Here is a 15,437-nt window from a genome sequence, read left to right as displayed (position 1 = left end):
GAACCTGAATTGGCCATAAACGGCAATGTGGGGTGGATTGCGGACGTTCTCATGATCGATCGGGAATGGCGGTCAAGCGGACAGTTGCAGATCCGATAGCTACACCCGCGTAATAGGGCGTCATCGGCCGAGGTTCACCCCCTCGCACGTGCCTATGGTTCTGGACGTACCAAGAAAGGCCATTAGCCCTCGTCCTTCTTTTGTCAGTACTGCATTGTCTACATCGCCCGGAGTGACAGCGAGATGAACTGCCTCACTAAAGGTGATGATAATCTCACGACGGGGATTATCATCATAGTTGATCCATGTTCCCATTTCCTGAACGGTAGAGTACGACCCCGGTTCATAATCACCGAACAAAGTCGACACGTCCTCACCTTCGTCAATAGGAGGCCCCCCGAAGGAGACGGGCGTCGGCAAGGGTGACCGCTATGGGGTCCGAGTCGTCACCCAAGCCAATCAAACGAAGGCGCATTGGCGCGTTATCGAGAGCCTCACAAGTCTCTCCAACGCAGACTTTTGTGAAGTGACAATCTAAGCCATCAATCTTGGCCGCCGCGCTCGAAGTGACAGCCATGAGAGCGACAAGGCTTGCAATCCACGTCTCTATCGTGCCGGAGCGTAGCCCACGTTTAAGACTCCAGATCAGCATGGCTAGGCTCCTGTTTGGTGCGGGTCAGATGCTCTTTAGCGCTATCTTATTATGGGGTCCACGATGAACTGCTGCCACCGCCAACTGTAAACCATAGAAGCAGGTTGACTGTCGTTTGCGTGGCGCCTGTGCGACCGCTATAAAGCTTTCGAAGCCGTCATTCGGGCGGCGAAGCGCGAACGTCTGCAACGGGGTCGTCAGCCGAACGGCGGCTTGCTCAGTTTTTGGCCAGAACCGGACGGTCAGTAGACGGCCCCCTACACGACTTTCGGTGTCTGGCGTTTGAGCGTCCGTAAGTGACGGTCCGCGCTTTAGCTGACAGAGCTACCGGCGCCTTCCAGGCACGAGAGGCTAACCAGGAGATCCGGTTGGCGGCGAAAGGCGCTGGCCAATATTTTTGCTGCCGCACTTTGAGCAGCGGAGCTTCGGCGTAAGATCCTTGTGCCTGAAGCTATGACTGCGGCCGAGCCGGGTGGCGAGTGCTTCAAGATCCAGTTCGGCCCGATGATTGCAGCCGAAACGGTAGCAACATGCCGTGAGGGTATAGTCGCCATCGATAACATCGCCGATCGTACTGACGGTGAGCGGCATGTGGATCCCTCCTAAGCCGGCTCGTCGCGCCAGATCGGGCGCTTGATGGTCCTGATCTTGACCAGCGTGCGCACCGGCGTCACGGCGCGCTCACGCCCACCGAGCAGGTGGAAGTCGACGGCAAGATATGCCTTCCGGCCGCACAGCTCGCAGCGCATGCCCCACGATACGCGCTCCTGAGTGCGGTCGCCCATGAGCTTGATCAGATCTCCGGGCCGGTAAAATCGCCTGCTGCGGCATGAGGTGCATGAAGCCCGGGAGGTGATCGATCGCTTCATTGCCTGTCTTCTTCGTTGAGGAACAGGCTAACCCAAATGCGGGAATATCTCAGGGAGCACGTCATTGATTTTTATCCGGCGTGAATGATATTCAACCAAATGGTTTTGAAAAGTGCTGTTTGCATCAAGGGTCAAGCGGCAACGTTAAAAGGGAATGGTTCAAATGTTGCCTGAGATCGTTTCGACGACCGAGTGGCTGTCCGCGCTTCAAGAGCAGATTGACAGGGAAAAGGCCTTCACCCGTGCGCGCGATGAACTGAATGCGCACCGCCGCCGCTTGCCGATGGTGAAGATCGACAAGGAATATTCATTCGAGGGGCCGGAAGGAACCGTCGGTCTCATCGATCTTTTCGACGGACGTCGACAGTTGATCGTCTATCACTTCATGTTCGCACCGGAATGGCAAGCCGGTTGCGATGGTTGTTCCTGGGTCGTCGACGCGATGACCCATCCCGCGCATCTCAATGCGCGCGACACCTCAATCGTGTTGGTGTCCCGCGCACCGCTCGAAAAACTGCAAGGGTACCAAGAGCGCATGGGATGGAAGCATCCCGGCTGGGTTTCCTCGGGCGGCGGCGATTTCAACAGCGACATGGGTGCGACGCTGGTCGATCCGGACGATCCGACCAAGACGAGCGAGCGCCACGGCGTCAGCGTGTTCCTGCGCGACGGCGACTCCATCTATCGCACCTACTTCAATGGCGCGCGCGGCGTCGAATATCTCGGCAGTCTATGGAGCTATCTGGACCTGACACCGTATGGCCGCCGGGAAACATGGGAAGAGTCGCCGGCCGGATGGCCTCAGACCGAGCCGTATGTCTGGAACCGGAGACACGATGAGTACGAGACCTAGGACCGGGGCTCGATCCATCGAATGTTCGGCGCCCTGAATGGCGTCCTTGAACGCGGGGGCCACGGGGCCGAAGGGGCGGCCGCCCCTGCGCGCGAGATAGAACTGCGTTTCAACCTGGCCACCGGGGCCCAGGGCGCCGATCGGGAGGCGAACGAGTGCTCCCGATTTGAGGTTTTCTGCCACCGCCCAGTAGGGCAAACGCCCCCAACCGTGACCTGCGCGGATCATGGCATGTTTTGTCTCAAGGGTGTTCACGCGCCAGGTGGTCGGCGAAAGGACACCGAAATCGCGGCCCTGCGAAAGCCGAGTCGAATCCGACAGGACGATCTGTACGTGCTCGTCCAGCGCCACGGCCTCCAGGTTGTCCAGGTCCTTCGCCATGTCCGCGAGCGGATGTGTGCGTGCGGCGACGGCCACAAAGGGGTGCGAATGCATGGCCTCGAGTTCGATGCGCGAATCCGTCAGACCTTCCCCGGCCAGAATGCCGAGTGTCACCAGTCCATCCTGGATCGCCGCCGGAGGGCCGCCAAGCGGCAAGACCTGCAGAAGGATGCTCACGCCCAGAATGCGGCGCCGAATGGCATGCAGCGCCGTCATCGCCCAGGGCAAGGGGTAGAGCGAGTCGACGACAATCGACAGTTCAAGCTCCATGCCCTCGTTGAGTTCACGGGCACGATCGATCTCCTCCACGAGGGCATCGTGAATCCTGGCAGCTGAAATGAAAGCGACAGAGAACGATGAGAAATGCTCTGTCTGCAAAGGCAGCAGGTGGGTGTGCGAGAACCATCCGCGGCTCTCATGGCCGGAAGAATGCGACTGCGGCGCGGGAGATCCTTGCCCGGTTTGCAATGTCGCCGTACCGCCGCGGTTACCACCGGATTTCGAGCCGGACGAGCAGTGAATCGTTTCACCGATAGGCAAATGCAGACTAGTAAAAAGCCCGGCCAAGGTGACCGGGCTAGCGGGAGGGCTCAACTAGTCTTCGTGGGCCAGAGAGCGCTTCATAATCTTGGTTGCTACACGTTCCGTTCCGTCCGAGGCCCAAGTCACCGAGACGATATCACCGGCAGCAACTTTGGTATTCGCGAGGCCATCGGGAATCCTGAAGCTTTCACCAGTAACAATGACCAATGCTTTAGGATTGCTCTCAAACCTTGCTACCTTTCCGACAGACTGCTCTGCCATCGCGGCACTAGATAGCGACAGGATGAATGCTGTAAGTGATAAGGCGAGTATGCGCATCGACGCATCTCCTGAACATTCCCCGCCCGAGCGTTGTAGAGATCGTCCGAAGCGTGTCGCGTCGCGGGGCCTGGTGCCTCGCCGGCATCTCCCGATCTCCAATCATAGTATGAACCCCTTCATGCAACAGACCAATCAACAATGAGTGGCACTGCCCCTACGTCATAAGTGCATGATGGAACCGTGATGACGTTGTCCGCGTGGTCAGGCGTCGATGCAAATCAGTCCGCCGAGCCGCCGCGGATGCCGCCTGGTTTCGGGAGAAACGAGCAATAAAAGAGCCCCGCCCGGCTGAGGTCGGGCACCAGCCATTTTCCAAGGAACCTTGGCCGGTCGAACCTGGTTCGGGCCGAGCATCGATCGGGAACGGTACCCATTTAAAAGAGGCGCGCTTGCAATGAAAAAGCTCACGGCACTGACGCTGGCCGGCACTCTCGTCCTTTCGGCAGGGAGCGCACTCGCTCAGCAGAACAATCAAACTCCCGGGCAGCAGGGAGGAATGGAGGATGGTGATGGCACCGGGGCCGGAACCCGAGAAATGATCCGCGAGATGATCGAAGAAATGATGCAGGATCGCCGCGGCGGACCGGCGGGTGAAGCTCCATCGCCCAGTCCGGACATTTCGGATAGCCCCGGAGATCGCGATCAATTGCGCGATGACATGATGGGAGAGGATGAGGACCCGCGTGGACGCGGTGACAGCCGGCGGATGCACCGCTTTGACCGTGATCGGCCGCACGGCATGATGAGGGGCCATGGCAAAATGATGGGAGAGCATGGTGCGCGGATGAAAATCATCTTCGCCATAATGGATGAAAATGGCGACGGCGCTCTGTCCATCGAGGAAGTCAATGAATTCCACCGGCGGATATTCAATGCGCTCGATCAGAACGATGATGATCGAGTGACCCCGGAGGAGATCGCCAGATTCTTCCACGGGCGTGGTAATTAATCACCAAGGTGCGGCCGGCTTTATCGGCAGTTCAGCAGGCCTGGCGGGTGCAACAACACGTCGTCGGGTCCGCTTGGCGGCGACCTTTGACCGGCATGCCTCATTTGCGGATGTTCTAGCGTCTGTATCTCCGAAAAAAGCCCCGCCGGCCGTGAGGCCGGTGGGGCGTTGCCTGAGATAACTCCACCATTCGATTACGAATGCGACTTCACGGCGGCGGCCGGCCCGAAAGAGGCCGATCATCCATCTTCCGGCAGGATCAAACCGAACCTTTCAGAAAGGTCCTGAGGACGAAGTGAAGGCGGCCTTTAAATGCTACGTTCGTGCCCTATGATCTGCGCCTATGCTGACAAGAATCCTAAGTACATGAACATCTTGTGGCCGATCTGTCTCTTGGCGGTTTCCCTGCTGCTGATCCTACTGATCTCAGCGATGATGTTCGCTGCATAGTAGCGGGAGGCAGGAAGCTCTACACGCGACATTTGATTGGACATCGCCCCGGAAGCGGTGTCTGATGTTTTTTGGGTGTAGGAGGGGTAGTGCCATGCGTATCGAGCAACCCGACCCGTCGCCGGAATTCCAGAAAAGCGGCAGCCAAGTTCAGCACCGAATCTTCAATGCTTGGCGAGAAATGGCTATTTGGGTTTTGACCCTGGTCGCGATCATCACACTCTCGCTTGCAATCCTGATAAGCTCCTGGCTGCATTAGAGGTGCGATCCGGCTATTTGCCGCTCGCCCGTGAGTTGTCGATAAAATTATCGAGCCGCTCACGAATGCCGCGCATGTCCTGGCCGATGTCCCCGATCGCCTTCATGATCTGGTCGGTGGACTCGCGGTGGCCGGCTTTGGAGACATAGGTCTCGGCAACATGGGTCCGGTATTGTGCCAGCTCTTGGCGCGCCGTGCTGGCAAGGGCGGCGGCGGCATCGGCCCTCGTATTGGCTTCATCGGTCTTGCGGTATGCTGATTCCTTCGCCTCCTTCACCTTCCCCTCGATCCGCCACCAGATCACAAATGCGGCCACCACAACCGCGGCGACGGCTGCCACAAAGGCGGAAAGGAGTTCCCAGGTCACGTTGCCTTCCAATATCCCCGCTCCCGCTCACTCAGTCCCGGCTCTCACGCCCATGCCTGGCGCATTCGGATGATGTCCAGATCGATGCCCCGCAGAGACCGGCAGCCGTCTCGTCGATGCCAGCCTGATCGGCCGGCGTGGCGCCCTTCACGCCGATCAGCGAAGTGCCAACCACGCCACGCAGCCCGTCAGTTGTGACAGGCGCCTCGCTCGAAGTCGTACAGCCCGCCACGCTCAGCGCAGCGGCGATAGCGAGCGCGCCAGTCCTCAGCCGCCTTCCCCGCATCTTCGTTCTCCTGGTTGATCCGTTCCGCGAAAGCCGCCTGTTCGGCCGTGCGGCCGGCCTGATAGGCCGCCCTGTGCGACCAGGCGACCCCGGCCAGCACGATGAGCACCGCGCCGGCCTTCAGCCATGTGCCGATCGAGAGACCGAGCATCAGCCCTGCTCCACGACCTGGCGGATGCAGCCGATCGTCCTGACGAGCTGCGGCCCGAGCACGAGCAGGATGAGCAGACCGGCCACCACCAGTCCGCCCCTCCCTTCCGCGCCGGGCATCCTCCCGTGCTTGCGCATCACGCGCTGCAGGTTCTGTGCCGCTCGCTCCAGCGCCTGCCGCGCCGGGATCTCGCCGGAGGAGAACTTCGCCTGCGCCAGCCGGTCAGAAGCCTCGGCCACCTTGCGGCAGGCGCGCATGATCTCGCCATCCGGCCCGCGCACGATCACGCGCGGTGCCGGCACCTTCAGCCGCTCCACCTCGTGCACGACCATCTGCCGCACGCCGGCGAGAACGCGCCGGGCGATCGGGTCGGCCTCGTCGAGCGGCGCAACCACGGTCTCGACCTTGCGCAGCGGCCTGGTCATAGTGCGCCGCCCTCCATGCCGGCGATTTCGGCAAAGCGGGAGCGGGCATCCTCGAAGAGCGGGTTCTTGTGCCGGCCGTCCGGCCCGCGGATCGCGTGAAAGGCGGCGCGGCGCACGTTGATATATTCCAGCCCCGGCCCGAAGCCGGCCTTCCGGCAAACGGCCTCGAAGACCGGGCATTTCATCAGAAGCGCATCCGAGACCATCAGTAGCAGCCGCGCCCGCTCCTCGTCGGTGCGCGCCTCGTGCATCTGGCGAATGATGGGCAGCATGGAATCGTAAGGCTGGTCGCTCACCGCGCGCCCTCCCTCGTTTCACGTTTGTCGACTTGTGTAACGGACTGGCTGGAAAGCCTTTTCGCGATGTCCCGCATGCGCAGGCGCTTGCCCTTCTCGCGCATCAGAAAGCGGTACGGGTCGAGCTTCAGCGCCTCGCAGAGGAGCAGGAAATTCCCTGCCGAAAGCCGCTTCTCGGTGCAGGCGCGCGAGAGCATCGCCTTGTCGAGTGCCGGCCACCGGTCGACCGCCCGGTCGAAGGAAAGGCCCCGCCGCTTCAGCTTTGCGCGTACGGCCCGGGCAAAGGCGGCATGGTCGATGTCAACCATGGGCACACCTCGCGGAAACCATTTTTTGCATATACAAAAATGCTTGACGCGCACGCGAAGGCGGAGAGGAACTTCGCCAAGCATGGCGTTTCGTTCGAAGAAGCCCGCGCCTTCGAATTCGAAACCGCGCTGATCGTGGTCGATAACCGCCGCGACTATGGCGAGGTCCGCTATGCCGCCCTCGGCTTCATCGGAGACCGGCTGCACCAGATGGCCTATACGCTGCGCGACGGCGCCGTCCGCGTCATCTCGCTGCGCAAGGCGAACGAAAGGGAGAACAGGATCTATGAGGAATCCATCTGAAACCGGGCGCCCGCGCCTGACCGAGGCCGAGCGCGAGAAGGCGCGCCGCCGCGCCAGGAAGAGCCGCGAGCAGCTCACGCCGGAGGAGGATGCGGCCATCACCACCGCCGCCGAGGCCGATTCCGACGCGCAGCCGGTGGACGAACTGTTCCGCCGCAAGCTCGGCCGGCCGAAGGCCGAGAACCCCAAGAAGCAGATCGCCCTGCGCGTCGACCAGGATGTGCTGGAGCGCTTCAAGGCCGAGGGGCCGGGCTGGCAGTCGCGCATGAACGACGCGCTGCGCAAGGCGGCGGGGCTGTAGCTCAGCATGCGGCATCTCCGTCGAACAATCGAAGGTCTGCCCTCCATGCGTCAGCGTCACGCCATGTTCGCCCGGGAAGTGCCCGAGAACGGCCCAGATCCGCGCCCGCGTCCCCGGCGAGGCGAGTTGCCCCGTCCAGGCGAAATGGAACTCGTGGTTGGTTACGCGCGCGAGCTTGCGCATCTCGGCCTTGAAGGCCTTCACGGTCTCCGTCCGCCGCCATGGTTGGCCGGAATCGACCACGCGAAACTCGGCGCGGGCGCGCAGGAAGAGGCGCAGCATGTCGGGAGAGAAGTCAGGCTTCACTCTGCCGTCTCCCCAGTTTCATAGCCCATGCCCCACCCCGGCCGAGCCGGTGGCAGAACAGTTCAAGCCGCTCGCACAGCGCGCCGAGCGCCAGGAACCGCGCCCTGGACTTTTTCCGGTGCGCAACGGCGAACGGGTCTTCGTCGAGCAGACGTGCCGCCGCCCCGATGGCGCGCGCCACATCGTTCGCCGAGGGGAAGACCCGGGCACCCATCATCCCCTCCCCGCCGCGATGGCAATCACCACGGCGAAGGCTGCGATCAGGGCGCCGACTGCGAACGCGCCGGCAAGCGAGTGGCGCGGCGTTCGCCTCATCCGCCGGCATCTCCGCTCACCACCATGAAGCCGCCCTCCCCGCGCACCTTCGCCGCGGCCCGGCGCAGCTCGTCGGCCGCCTGCACGAGCAGCGCCGTCGGCTTGTCGATCATGTTGGTGGCCTCGGCCGGCGTGATCGTGCCGTCGGCAACGGCGAGCGCAGCCTCGCTCGAAAGCTCGCCGACGCGTCTCATCACGTCGGAGAAGCGTGCCATGATGTCGCCGGCCTCGATCGCCTCGAGCGTCGTGTCGGCCAGCTTGCGCCCGCGCGCTGCGGCGATCGCGCTGGTGAAGTCGTGGCGCCCGGTTTCCTCCTCCAGGCGCAGGGCCGCGTCGACCGGCATCAGGTCCGGACTGTCGGCATGGTTCCACCGGCCGACCTGCGATTTGGAGAACCCTGCGACCTCCGCCGCCCGCTCGATCCCGCCGGCAGCGGCAATCAGATCGCGCTGCGCGGCCTTGATGCGGAAGAAATAGGCGTTGGCGTGCGGAACCATGGGGCCCGCCGATCCGCAATGTGAAGCTTAGCTGGATCGCGCCAATTCAATCTGTCATTCGCAGCGGCCAATGAAGCCGTCTGCCACAATCCGACCGGCACAGCCGTCTGCAGAAGATGACGCGATCCGCCTGAGGTTGCAATTCAGCGGCGGCGGCCATCTGCATGATAATCTCGGTGATTTCATCTCGGCTGAGACCGATATTCATACCAGCTTCGATATGGACCTTCAGCTGCGGGGTGGCGCCTTGGAGCCGATTGGCTACAGACCCTCGAAAAATGTTCTTCACATTCGCGGCTGCGACGAGGTGGAGGCGGTCACTGGCGACGTCTGCGCTAGGAACGGGACACTTCTACAACACCCTGCTAGTATTGCTGGAGCGCCTCCGGCAAGCAGTGCCGTTGGTGCGCCTGCGAATGGATGCTGAACGTTGCCCACCGACGATATAGGCGAACTCGCAACTTCGCTCCTCGACCTGCTACAGCAGGGCTTTGCGCAAGCGAGCGAGCCGTGGTTCGCTTATCAGCTTGCGATCATCCTGATCCTTTTCCTCTCAGCGAAAATCCTCTCCCGCAAGGTCGAGCAGCGGCTGGACGAGAGGGCGCGGCGCGTCAAGGGTCATCCGGGACTTTTGCGCGTCATAGCAGCCCTCATCCGCCGCGCCGACTGGATAATGTTCGTTGGCATGCTGTTCGTAGCACTCTCGGTCATGCGCGCTCTCACTTGGCCAAGCCGCAGCTGGTTGATTGCGGTGGTGCTGTCGCTATCGTCGGCCTGGCTCGTCGCTGCCGTCTTGGCGCGCATCATCCGTAACAGGTTCGCCGCCAGGGCTGTGGCATGGCTGGTGTGGATCTATGCCGCCCTCATTATCCTCAATCTGGACGAGCGATTGGCCATTTTCCTGGATTCGCTTGCCCTGCCTCTAGGCGACATCCGGTTATCTGCGCTCGTCATCATCAAATCGGTTCTGATGTTAACGGCCGCGCTGTGGCTCTCGGTGCTCGCTGGCAATTTTCTGGACGAAAGGGTGCAACGATCCAAAGACCTTACGCCATCGATTCGCGTTTTGGTCGGCAAGATCGCAAAGATCGGCGTGGTCGTGTTGGCTGTCGCCGTGGCTCTATCGGCCGTTGGAATCGACCTCACCGCATTTACGGTTTTCTCCGGCGCCGTCGGCGTCGGCCTCGGCTTCGGCCTGCAGAAGGTGGTCTCCAACTTCACGTCCGGTATTATTATCCTGCTCGACAAGTCGATTAAGCCGGGCGACACAATTTCGCTTGGTGAGACCTTCGGTTGGATTCGCGAATTGCGGGCTCGTTTCATTTCGGTCGTGACCCGCGACGGGCGCGAATATCTCATCCCCAATGAGGATTTCATCACACAGCGAGTGATCAACTGGTCATTCAGCGACGAGCTGGTGCGTCTTGATGTGGAGTTCGGCGTCACGTATGACGCCGACCCGCACAAGGTCAGCGAACTTGCCATCAATGCCGCCATGGAGGTCGGCCGCGTGGAGGCCAGCCGTCGCCCGGTCTGCTGGCTTACCGGCTTTGGTGACTCATCTCTGGATTTCGTGCTGCGATTCTGGATTCGCGATCCGCAGCAGGGCTTGACCAATGTCCGCGGCAAGGTGCTGCTGGCGCTGTGGGACACATTCAAGGAGAACGGCATTCAAATACCCTATCCGCACCGCGAGATTATCATGAAACAGCCGAATGGGCCGGGCGGGATGGCGACCGACTAACCATCGGCGAAGGCTTTGCGGAATCGCTGACGAATCCAGAAGACTGCCTCATTGATCGCCTCGCGCCCCTTTGCTTCGGGCCTGCAGGCGATGATCGACCGCATATCAGCCATTATGGGCGCCGCCGGCAGATCGTTTCGTGGGTGATGATAGGTAAGTTGAGTGCGCGATCCCATCAGTTGGCATAGTGGAGCATCTCGAACGGTATCGCCAAGTTGTCTGAGTCGCCCACCTACGGCTTCCGCTCGTCCACGCGAGATCATCGCTTACGCGGTTTGGGCTTATCACCGTTTTGCCCTCAGCGCGGGCGATTTCGAAGATTTGCCGGCAGAGCGGGGCGCGCCACGGTCAGCCGGGAAGCAATCCGGCTTTGGATCAACCGTTTCGACCGACGGTGCGCTGACTCTCCCCACTTGAAGGTGTTTGCGTGGCAATTCGCTCGAGCGTCCGGGCGGCGGCTTCGGATGCAGCCGCAGTGCGCGTCAGGGCATGCAGTATTTCGCCGACCCCAAATAAAATGACGGATACTGCCCAGAATGGGGCAGCTGCCATCAGCGCCGCCATTCTCAGGTCACCGCTGAAGGCGACCATACATCCGAGCAGGAAAGCGGCCGCCCCTGCTAGCCAACACACCATGACAAGAATCATAGCCCTACCCAGATTCCGTTCTCCGGAAGGGTAGCCTTCGTATCCTCCTTGCGGCAACCCGCCTGGCGAATTCGCAATGGACTGCGGGCAGCTCGACCAAAGCAACTTTGCCCATTTGACAAAATCGCAGCGGCCAGAATTTTGCCTATATGGCAATAAATGCCACTAGCAGCAGCGAGTTAAATTGTCGGAGAGATCCGTGATCCGCATCGAGCAAGAGGCGGCACACGCCTCGTCTTCCTTTCCCCGCACTGAAACCGACCCGAAAGTGATCCTCGCCACGGCGATGATCGAACTCTCCGAGCAAGGGCGGACGGTCGCGAGGCGAAGCCGCGCCGCCTGGCGCTCGCCGAATGGATCCTAATCGGCATTGTAATCGCCGCCATTGCGATCGCGATCTGGCATCTCGTTGCCCAGGGAGGAAGCCATGTCTGATTTCTCAATCACCCGCAAGAAACTGCTGGCCGCCGCCAGTGCCGCTTCAGGCGCTGTAGTCGAGCTGATCGAGGGAACCAAGCGTGAATCCCTGGACATGACCACCGGCCCTGAGACCCTCCAGCTGCTCGTTGACGCCATCCGCCTCACACAGGAGGCAATCGAATCTGACGCCGCCGGCGAGGAAGTCATCCTGCGTGATCAGCAGGTCCGCGAGACGGTCGCACGTGTGCTGGAAGGTGAATGATGCCGACGACGACAAAGCCCCGCCGCCTGCGCGATCTGCTCGAGCTCGGCCTTCAGTCCGCCTGCGTGTCGGCAAGGACCCTGCCGGAATATCGGCTGACGTCCCTGCCCTCATTCGGCGCAATGCGCTCCACCAAGAACGGCGTGAGATTGTGCCCCCTGTGCGGGCGAAACAGAACGCGCGCGATGATTCCCTCAGCTGCGAGACCGTCGACATACGAATGCGCAAGACCGCTCGTGCTGAACCGCTCGATCAGCAGCATGATTCCCCCACTTCGATTGCCATCAGTTCAACGGATTGTTTCGGACCTTAACAATTTATCTCGGTTAATTGGACCTATCCGAAAGCGGTATGTCGAGCCATTGGACCGGGTGCCTCTGCACCGCACCCAGCGCGGCGTCTGCGTCCTCCCCTTCGATACCCTGCAAGCCTGCGGCCTCGACTGGAGAAACCCGTGATCGAGCGCCACGAAGCCAAGAACCAGGTCTGCTGCGACACCTGCCCGGCATGCTACCCCAACACCTATGCCGACGAGGATTTCGCGGTGATGATCGCCGACGCCAAGACCGCCGGCTGGGTCATCCGCAAGCTCAAGGCCGATCCGAATCGCGACCCCGACACGGCCGAGCTGTTCGGTGCGGAGCCTCGCCTGGCGCGCAAGGATGATGAGTGCGCCCAGCCCTACACCCACACCTGCCCCGACTGCGCAGCCAGGCAGAAGGTCGAAGGGAGGCTCATCTGATGACGCTACCCGCCCTCATTTCGCCGAAAGCCGTCGTCGAACGCTTCGCCGAAGCTGGTATCGAGATATCAGAGCGCGAGCTGCGCCGCCGCGCGCGCGAGCTTCGCGCTTGCCGTGAGCTTGGAAAGGCGCTTTTCTTCACCGAAGGGGACGTGGTGCGCATCATTGAAGCGGCCATCACACCGGGCCGGAGGGAGAAGGAATGCCAAAACTCAGGAAGCGCGGGGACATCTGGCACTACTCTTTCACCGTCGCCGGAAAACGCATACGAAGAAGCGCGGAAACGACTGACCGGGAAATCGCGGAAGACATCGCACTCCGCCACCAGCAGCGCGAACGTCGTCCCCATGTCTACGGCGCAAAGGCGGAACTGAGCTTCGGCGAGGCGGTCAATCTCTATCTCGACATAAGCCCGACAGCCGCTTCATCCTCCCGCTGCTCGCCATTTCGGAAAGCAGAAAATCACGGCCATCACGCAGCCGAAGGTGCGCGAAGCGGCGCGGATCCTCTACCCCGGCGCCAGCCCGGCGACCTGGAACCGCCAGGTCGTCACACCGGTGCGCGCCATCATCAACTTCGCGGCCGAGGAAGGGCTGTGCGACCATTTCCGCATGAAGCGCTTCCCGGAGGGCCAGAAGCGCCAGCGCCCCGCCGGCGACAACGACGACGAAAGCCGGAAGGTCATCGATCAGGTATTTGGGGCCAGGGCGCGCCGAAGGGGGAACAAAGCATGACTCGACTGTGCCGAATTTGTGCCAATCGTGCCAGTTTGTTCCAGCATCGTTCCGTTTTTTGCTGCACGAACCTGCAATATACATTTCCGGCGAAAGGGCAGAAAAGGCCTTGTCTCCTGCGGCTTTACCCTTTATCAGCCCGTCTTGGAGAGGTGGCCGAGTGGTCGAAGGCGCTCCCCTGCTAAGGGAGTAGACGGGCAACCGTCTCGAGGGTTCGAATCCCTTCCTCTCCGCCATTCCCCGGCTACCTATTCGTGATTGCCAAGTTTCCCGATCAGCCTTGTTCCATCCCGTACGCAACTCTCCATCGCACTGTCGTTGGAAGCCGTCAGGGGACGAGCGCCGCGACCGGCTGGAAGCCAGCTTAGCAAAGTCGCCACGCTCGGGCGTTGATTCCGGTGAATGGTTGGAGCGCTCGCAGCGGCGAAAAGCCAGGTCGGTCCGACCAGGCGGCAGGGAGGCTCGCACCGTTCCGTCGGAAGCCCGGACGATGAAGAAATTGTCACCAGCCGACGGCCACAAGATCAAATGATGGGAATGGCGGACCCTATGCGTTCCCAGGCCTTGCCGTTCTCCTGCGACTGGCGGGCGAAGTAACGGTAGGGCGTATGCGACCAGTCTTTCACCGAAGATGTTCTATTGTCGAGGATAAGATCGCCCCTGGAGGTCCTTGCCGTGAGCACCGTATGCCCTTCTCCGCCGCTTCGGGCGACCGTCAGAAGAAGCGCCGAGGCAGGCCAGCCGAGCTTTATCAGTTCCGCCTTTTTCAGAATGGCGTAATCTTCGCAGTCGCCGTACTTTGCCGGCACTCTCCAGTCATCGGCCCTCCCGCTCGTCGCGACATCGGACCGCTCGATGATGCGCCGGTTCACCGAACTGTTCACCTTCCTGAGCTCTGCGAGCCGCGAATCGGACAACTCGACCAGCTTCTGGCTTCCGCTGGTGCTGCAGAGCCTTGCCTGACGGGCACAGAAGTGACGGAATGCCGGAGGCGCGAAAGCGCGGCCGGTAAGCTCCATCCGCGTCCCCCCGCTCAACGGGGCCGTCGTCCCCGCCGATGCGGTGGAAATCGAACCGGTCGTATCACTGCAGCCGGTGCTCGCCATGAGGAGCACGCATAAAGCTATTGTATTAAATTTCATTCGGGACCCCACTCGTGGGCAGTGTCCTAATTTGGCATTGGATCGTTAAGCAACTCCTATCGATGCATGGCCCACCGACTTTCCACCCAAACGATGTAACAGGCTGTAATCCGGAATTCCGAGCATTTTGCAGAACAAAGGAATTGACCGCATTCAGATCTGCTCAATCTGGATCGTTTGCGCCGATCTGAAATACCTCTTAATGTATATTGAAATTATATCCAATAAACCGTCGTGAACTGACAATAACTCAATCTACTTCTACGCATCCTCCCTTAAGAATATCAATTCACAACAAGTGACAACTTACGCTCAATTATGATCTTTGTATAAAACTCGCCTCTTTCGCACGCTTTCTTTCTGGGAGATACAAAATGCGAAACGCGAAAATGAGATATGCTCGCACGACGATGCTGGCATCATTTGGGCTCATGTTGTCGATGCCGATCATGCCAGTTTCGGCCCAGAACAGCGTCAGACCCATCCTCAGCCAGGAGCAGTGCCTTCCGCTGTCCGAGCAGAACTACGCGATTTGTTGCGTAGCCCGGAACCGGGCCGACCTGCTTTCCCCTGCCGAGTTGGACCAGTGCCCGCCCATCACGACCAGCCAGGTTCAAAATGCACTCAACAACCGCAATGACAGCGGCGGCGGCGGCGTTGGCGGGGGGGTGGACCTCAGCTTTGACGGCGGCGGCATAGGCGGCGGCGCCAATCCCGGTAGCCTCTTTGGCGGCGGCAACGGTTCCGGCGGCGGCGGCGAAGGCGGCTCTGGCGGTGGTGGTGAAGGTGGCTCCGGCGGCGACGAAGGTGGCTCCGGCGGCGATGAAGGCGGCTCCGGCGGCGACGAAGGCGGCTCCGGCGGCGACGAAGGCGGCTCTGGCGGCGATGAAGGCGGCTCCGGCGGCGACGAAGG

The 15,437-nt window shown here is 61.1% G+C and carries 24 protein-coding genes, 1 tRNA gene and 3 pseudogenes; 14 read left to right on the top strand and 14 right to left on the bottom strand.

Going from position 1 to position 15,437, the window contains the following annotated elements; all coding sequences use genetic code 11:
- Window positions 1–1,003: 1,003 nt before the first annotated feature.
- Entirely contained in the window at window positions 1,004–1,243 is a 240-nt protein-coding gene (locus SIN08_RS11305; protein ID WP_322451681.1) for a hypothetical protein, read from the bottom strand.
- Between the two features lie 11 nt (window positions 1,244–1,254).
- Window positions 1,255–1,437, bottom strand: coding sequence for a hypothetical protein (locus SIN08_RS11300; RefSeq protein WP_322451680.1), 183 nt, complete (start codon window positions 1,435–1,437; stop codon window positions 1,255–1,257).
- A 247-nt stretch (window positions 1,438–1,684) separates the two neighbouring features.
- Here SIN08_RS11300 and SIN08_RS11295 point away from each other — a divergent pair, with 247 nt between their 5' ends.
- Window positions 1,685–2,374 (top strand): DUF899 domain-containing protein, encoded by a 690-nt coding sequence (locus tag SIN08_RS11295; protein WP_322451679.1) that lies wholly within the window; start codon window positions 1,685–1,687, stop codon window positions 2,372–2,374.
- A gap of 45 nt (window positions 2,375–2,419) precedes the next feature.
- Here the strand turns inward: SIN08_RS11295 and SIN08_RS11290 are convergent.
- Both SIN08_RS11290 and SIN08_RS11285 read right to left on the bottom strand, forming a co-directional pair.
- Window positions 2,420–3,025: pseudogene (locus SIN08_RS11290) on the bottom strand (substrate-binding domain-containing protein); the annotation flags it as partial.
- Between the two features lie 324 nt (window positions 3,026–3,349).
- A complete protein-coding gene (locus SIN08_RS11285) occupies window positions 3,350–3,616 on the bottom strand; it encodes a hypothetical protein (protein ID WP_322451678.1) in 267 nt (88 codons plus the stop codon).
- A 397-nt stretch (window positions 3,617–4,013) separates the two neighbouring features.
- Here SIN08_RS11285 and SIN08_RS11280 point away from each other — a divergent pair, with 397 nt between their 5' ends.
- Both SIN08_RS11280 and SIN08_RS11275 read left to right on the top strand, forming a co-directional pair.
- Entirely contained in the window at window positions 4,014–4,568 is a 555-nt protein-coding gene (locus SIN08_RS11280; protein ID WP_322451677.1) for an EF-hand domain-containing protein, read from the top strand.
- A gap of 544 nt (window positions 4,569–5,112) precedes the next feature.
- Window positions 5,113–5,277 carry a hypothetical protein gene (locus SIN08_RS11275; protein ID WP_322451676.1) on the top strand — a complete coding sequence of 55 codons (165 nt, stop codon included), beginning with the start codon at window positions 5,113–5,115 and terminating at the stop codon, window positions 5,275–5,277.
- Window positions 5,278–5,290: 13 nt separating this feature from the next.
- On the opposite strand, the gene SIN08_RS11270 is transcribed toward SIN08_RS11275, so the two are convergent.
- The 5 genes from SIN08_RS11270 to SIN08_RS11245 all read right to left on the bottom strand — a co-directional run bounded on the left by SIN08_RS11270 (window position 5,291) and on the right by SIN08_RS11245 (window position 7,110).
- Window positions 5,291–5,656 carry a hypothetical protein gene (locus SIN08_RS11270; RefSeq protein WP_322451675.1) on the bottom strand — a complete coding sequence of 122 codons (366 nt, stop codon included), beginning with the start codon at window positions 5,654–5,656 and terminating at the stop codon, window positions 5,291–5,293.
- Between the two features lie 176 nt (window positions 5,657–5,832).
- Window positions 5,833–6,081, bottom strand: a complete 249-nt coding sequence (locus tag SIN08_RS11260; protein ID WP_322451673.1) for a hypothetical protein — start codon at window positions 6,079–6,081, stop codon at window positions 5,833–5,835.
- Window positions 6,081–6,506, bottom strand: coding sequence for a hypothetical protein (locus SIN08_RS11255; protein ID WP_322451672.1), 426 nt, complete (start codon window positions 6,504–6,506; stop codon window positions 6,081–6,083). Before SIN08_RS11255 ends, SIN08_RS11260 begins: the two co-directional genes overlap by 1 nt.
- Window positions 6,503–6,802: a hypothetical protein gene (locus SIN08_RS11250; protein WP_322451671.1), complete on the bottom strand. Its 300-nt coding sequence runs from the start codon at window positions 6,800–6,802 to the stop codon at window positions 6,503–6,505. The genes SIN08_RS11255 and SIN08_RS11250 overlap by 4 nt, the downstream gene beginning before the upstream one ends.
- The gene (locus tag SIN08_RS11245) at window positions 6,799–7,110 is read right to left on the bottom strand and encodes a hypothetical protein (RefSeq protein ID WP_322451670.1); all 312 of its coding nucleotides are present in this window, start codon (window positions 7,108–7,110) and stop codon (window positions 6,799–6,801) included. The genes SIN08_RS11250 and SIN08_RS11245 overlap by 4 nt, the downstream gene beginning before the upstream one ends.
- Window positions 7,111–7,149: 39 nt before the next feature.
- On the opposite strand from SIN08_RS11245, the gene SIN08_RS11240 reads away from it, so the two are divergent.
- Together SIN08_RS11240 and SIN08_RS11235 are read left to right on the top strand one after the other, a co-directional pair.
- Window positions 7,150–7,413, top strand: a complete 264-nt coding sequence (locus SIN08_RS11240) for a BrnT family toxin (protein WP_322451669.1) — start codon at window positions 7,150–7,152, stop codon at window positions 7,411–7,413.
- Window positions 7,397–7,714 carry a BrnA antitoxin family protein gene (locus SIN08_RS11235; RefSeq protein WP_322451668.1) on the top strand — a complete coding sequence of 106 codons (318 nt, stop codon included), beginning with the start codon at window positions 7,397–7,399 and terminating at the stop codon, window positions 7,712–7,714. Before SIN08_RS11240 ends, SIN08_RS11235 begins: the two co-directional genes overlap by 17 nt.
- A gap of 295 nt (window positions 7,715–8,009) precedes the next feature.
- Here the strand turns inward: SIN08_RS11235 and SIN08_RS11230 are convergent, their stop codons facing one another.
- The 3 genes and pseudogenes from SIN08_RS11230 to SIN08_RS23640 all read right to left on the bottom strand — a co-directional run.
- Complete coding sequence (locus SIN08_RS11230) at window positions 8,010–8,237, bottom strand: hypothetical protein (RefSeq protein ID WP_322451667.1); 228 nt, start codon at window positions 8,235–8,237, stop codon at window positions 8,010–8,012.
- Between the two features lie 94 nt (window positions 8,238–8,331).
- Window positions 8,332–8,832: a phage regulatory CII family protein gene (locus tag SIN08_RS11225; RefSeq protein ID WP_322451666.1), complete on the bottom strand. Its 501-nt coding sequence runs from the start codon at window positions 8,830–8,832 to the stop codon at window positions 8,332–8,334.
- Window positions 8,833–8,878: 46 nt separating this feature from the next.
- Window positions 8,879–9,085: pseudogene (locus SIN08_RS23640) on the bottom strand (carboxymuconolactone decarboxylase family protein); the annotation flags it as partial.
- 177 nt (window positions 9,086–9,262) lie between these two features.
- Here SIN08_RS23640 and SIN08_RS11215 point away from each other — a divergent pair.
- From SIN08_RS11215 to SIN08_RS11200, 4 genes and pseudogenes are all read left to right on the top strand, one after another.
- The gene (locus SIN08_RS11215) at window positions 9,263–10,576 is read left to right on the top strand and encodes a mechanosensitive ion channel family protein (RefSeq protein WP_322451665.1); all 1,314 of its coding nucleotides are present in this window, start codon (window positions 9,263–9,265) and stop codon (window positions 10,574–10,576) included.
- Between the two features lie 219 nt (window positions 10,577–10,795).
- Window positions 10,796–10,977 (top strand): annotated as a pseudogene (locus SIN08_RS11210) (IS6 family transposase); the annotation flags it as partial.
- Between the two features lie 446 nt (window positions 10,978–11,423).
- Complete coding sequence (locus SIN08_RS11205; protein WP_322451664.1) at window positions 11,424–11,588, top strand: hypothetical protein; 165 nt, start codon at window positions 11,424–11,426, stop codon at window positions 11,586–11,588.
- A 63-nt stretch (window positions 11,589–11,651) separates the two neighbouring features.
- The gene (locus tag SIN08_RS11200) at window positions 11,652–11,906 is read left to right on the top strand and encodes a hypothetical protein (protein ID WP_322451663.1); all 255 of its coding nucleotides are present in this window, start codon (window positions 11,652–11,654) and stop codon (window positions 11,904–11,906) included.
- 52 nt (window positions 11,907–11,958) lie between these two features.
- Here the strand turns inward: SIN08_RS11200 and SIN08_RS11195 are convergent, their stop codons facing one another.
- A complete protein-coding gene (locus SIN08_RS11195; protein WP_322451662.1) occupies window positions 11,959–12,168 on the bottom strand; it encodes a hypothetical protein in 210 nt (69 codons plus the stop codon).
- 192 nt (window positions 12,169–12,360) lie between these two features.
- Between SIN08_RS11195 and SIN08_RS11190 the strand changes: the two genes are divergently transcribed.
- From SIN08_RS11190 to SIN08_RS11175, 4 genes are all read left to right on the top strand, one after another.
- Window positions 12,361–12,648 (top strand): hypothetical protein, encoded by a 288-nt coding sequence (locus tag SIN08_RS11190; RefSeq protein WP_322451661.1) that lies wholly within the window; start codon window positions 12,361–12,363, stop codon window positions 12,646–12,648.
- Window positions 12,648–13,022, top strand: a complete 375-nt coding sequence (locus SIN08_RS11185; RefSeq protein ID WP_322451660.1) for a hypothetical protein — start codon at window positions 12,648–12,650, stop codon at window positions 13,020–13,022. The genes SIN08_RS11190 and SIN08_RS11185 overlap by 1 nt, the downstream gene beginning before the upstream one ends.
- Window positions 13,023–13,133: 111 nt before the next feature.
- A complete protein-coding gene (locus SIN08_RS11180; protein ID WP_322451659.1) occupies window positions 13,134–13,382 on the top strand; it encodes a hypothetical protein in 249 nt (82 codons plus the stop codon).
- 146 nt (window positions 13,383–13,528) lie between these two features.
- Window positions 13,529–13,618 (top strand) — tRNA-Ser (locus SIN08_RS11175).
- 288 nt (window positions 13,619–13,906) lie between these two features.
- Here SIN08_RS11175 and SIN08_RS11170 read toward each other — a convergent pair.
- Window positions 13,907–14,524, bottom strand: a complete 618-nt coding sequence (locus tag SIN08_RS11170; protein WP_416208052.1) for a transglutaminase-like cysteine peptidase — start codon at window positions 14,522–14,524, stop codon at window positions 13,907–13,909.
- 374 nt (window positions 14,525–14,898) lie between these two features.
- On the opposite strand from SIN08_RS11170, the gene SIN08_RS11165 reads away from it, so the two are divergent.
- On the top strand, window positions 14,899–15,437 hold a 539-nt coding region (locus SIN08_RS11165), incomplete at its 3' end, for a hypothetical protein (RefSeq protein WP_322451657.1).

Origin of the sequence: Chelativorans sp. M5D2P16, from assembly GCF_034427935.1 — a bacterium.
Taxonomy (GTDB): Bacteria; Pseudomonadota; Alphaproteobacteria; order Rhizobiales; family Rhizobiaceae; genus Chelativorans.
Note: the sequence above shows the minus strand (reverse complement) of the source record. Positions and strands in the feature narration are given on the sequence as shown.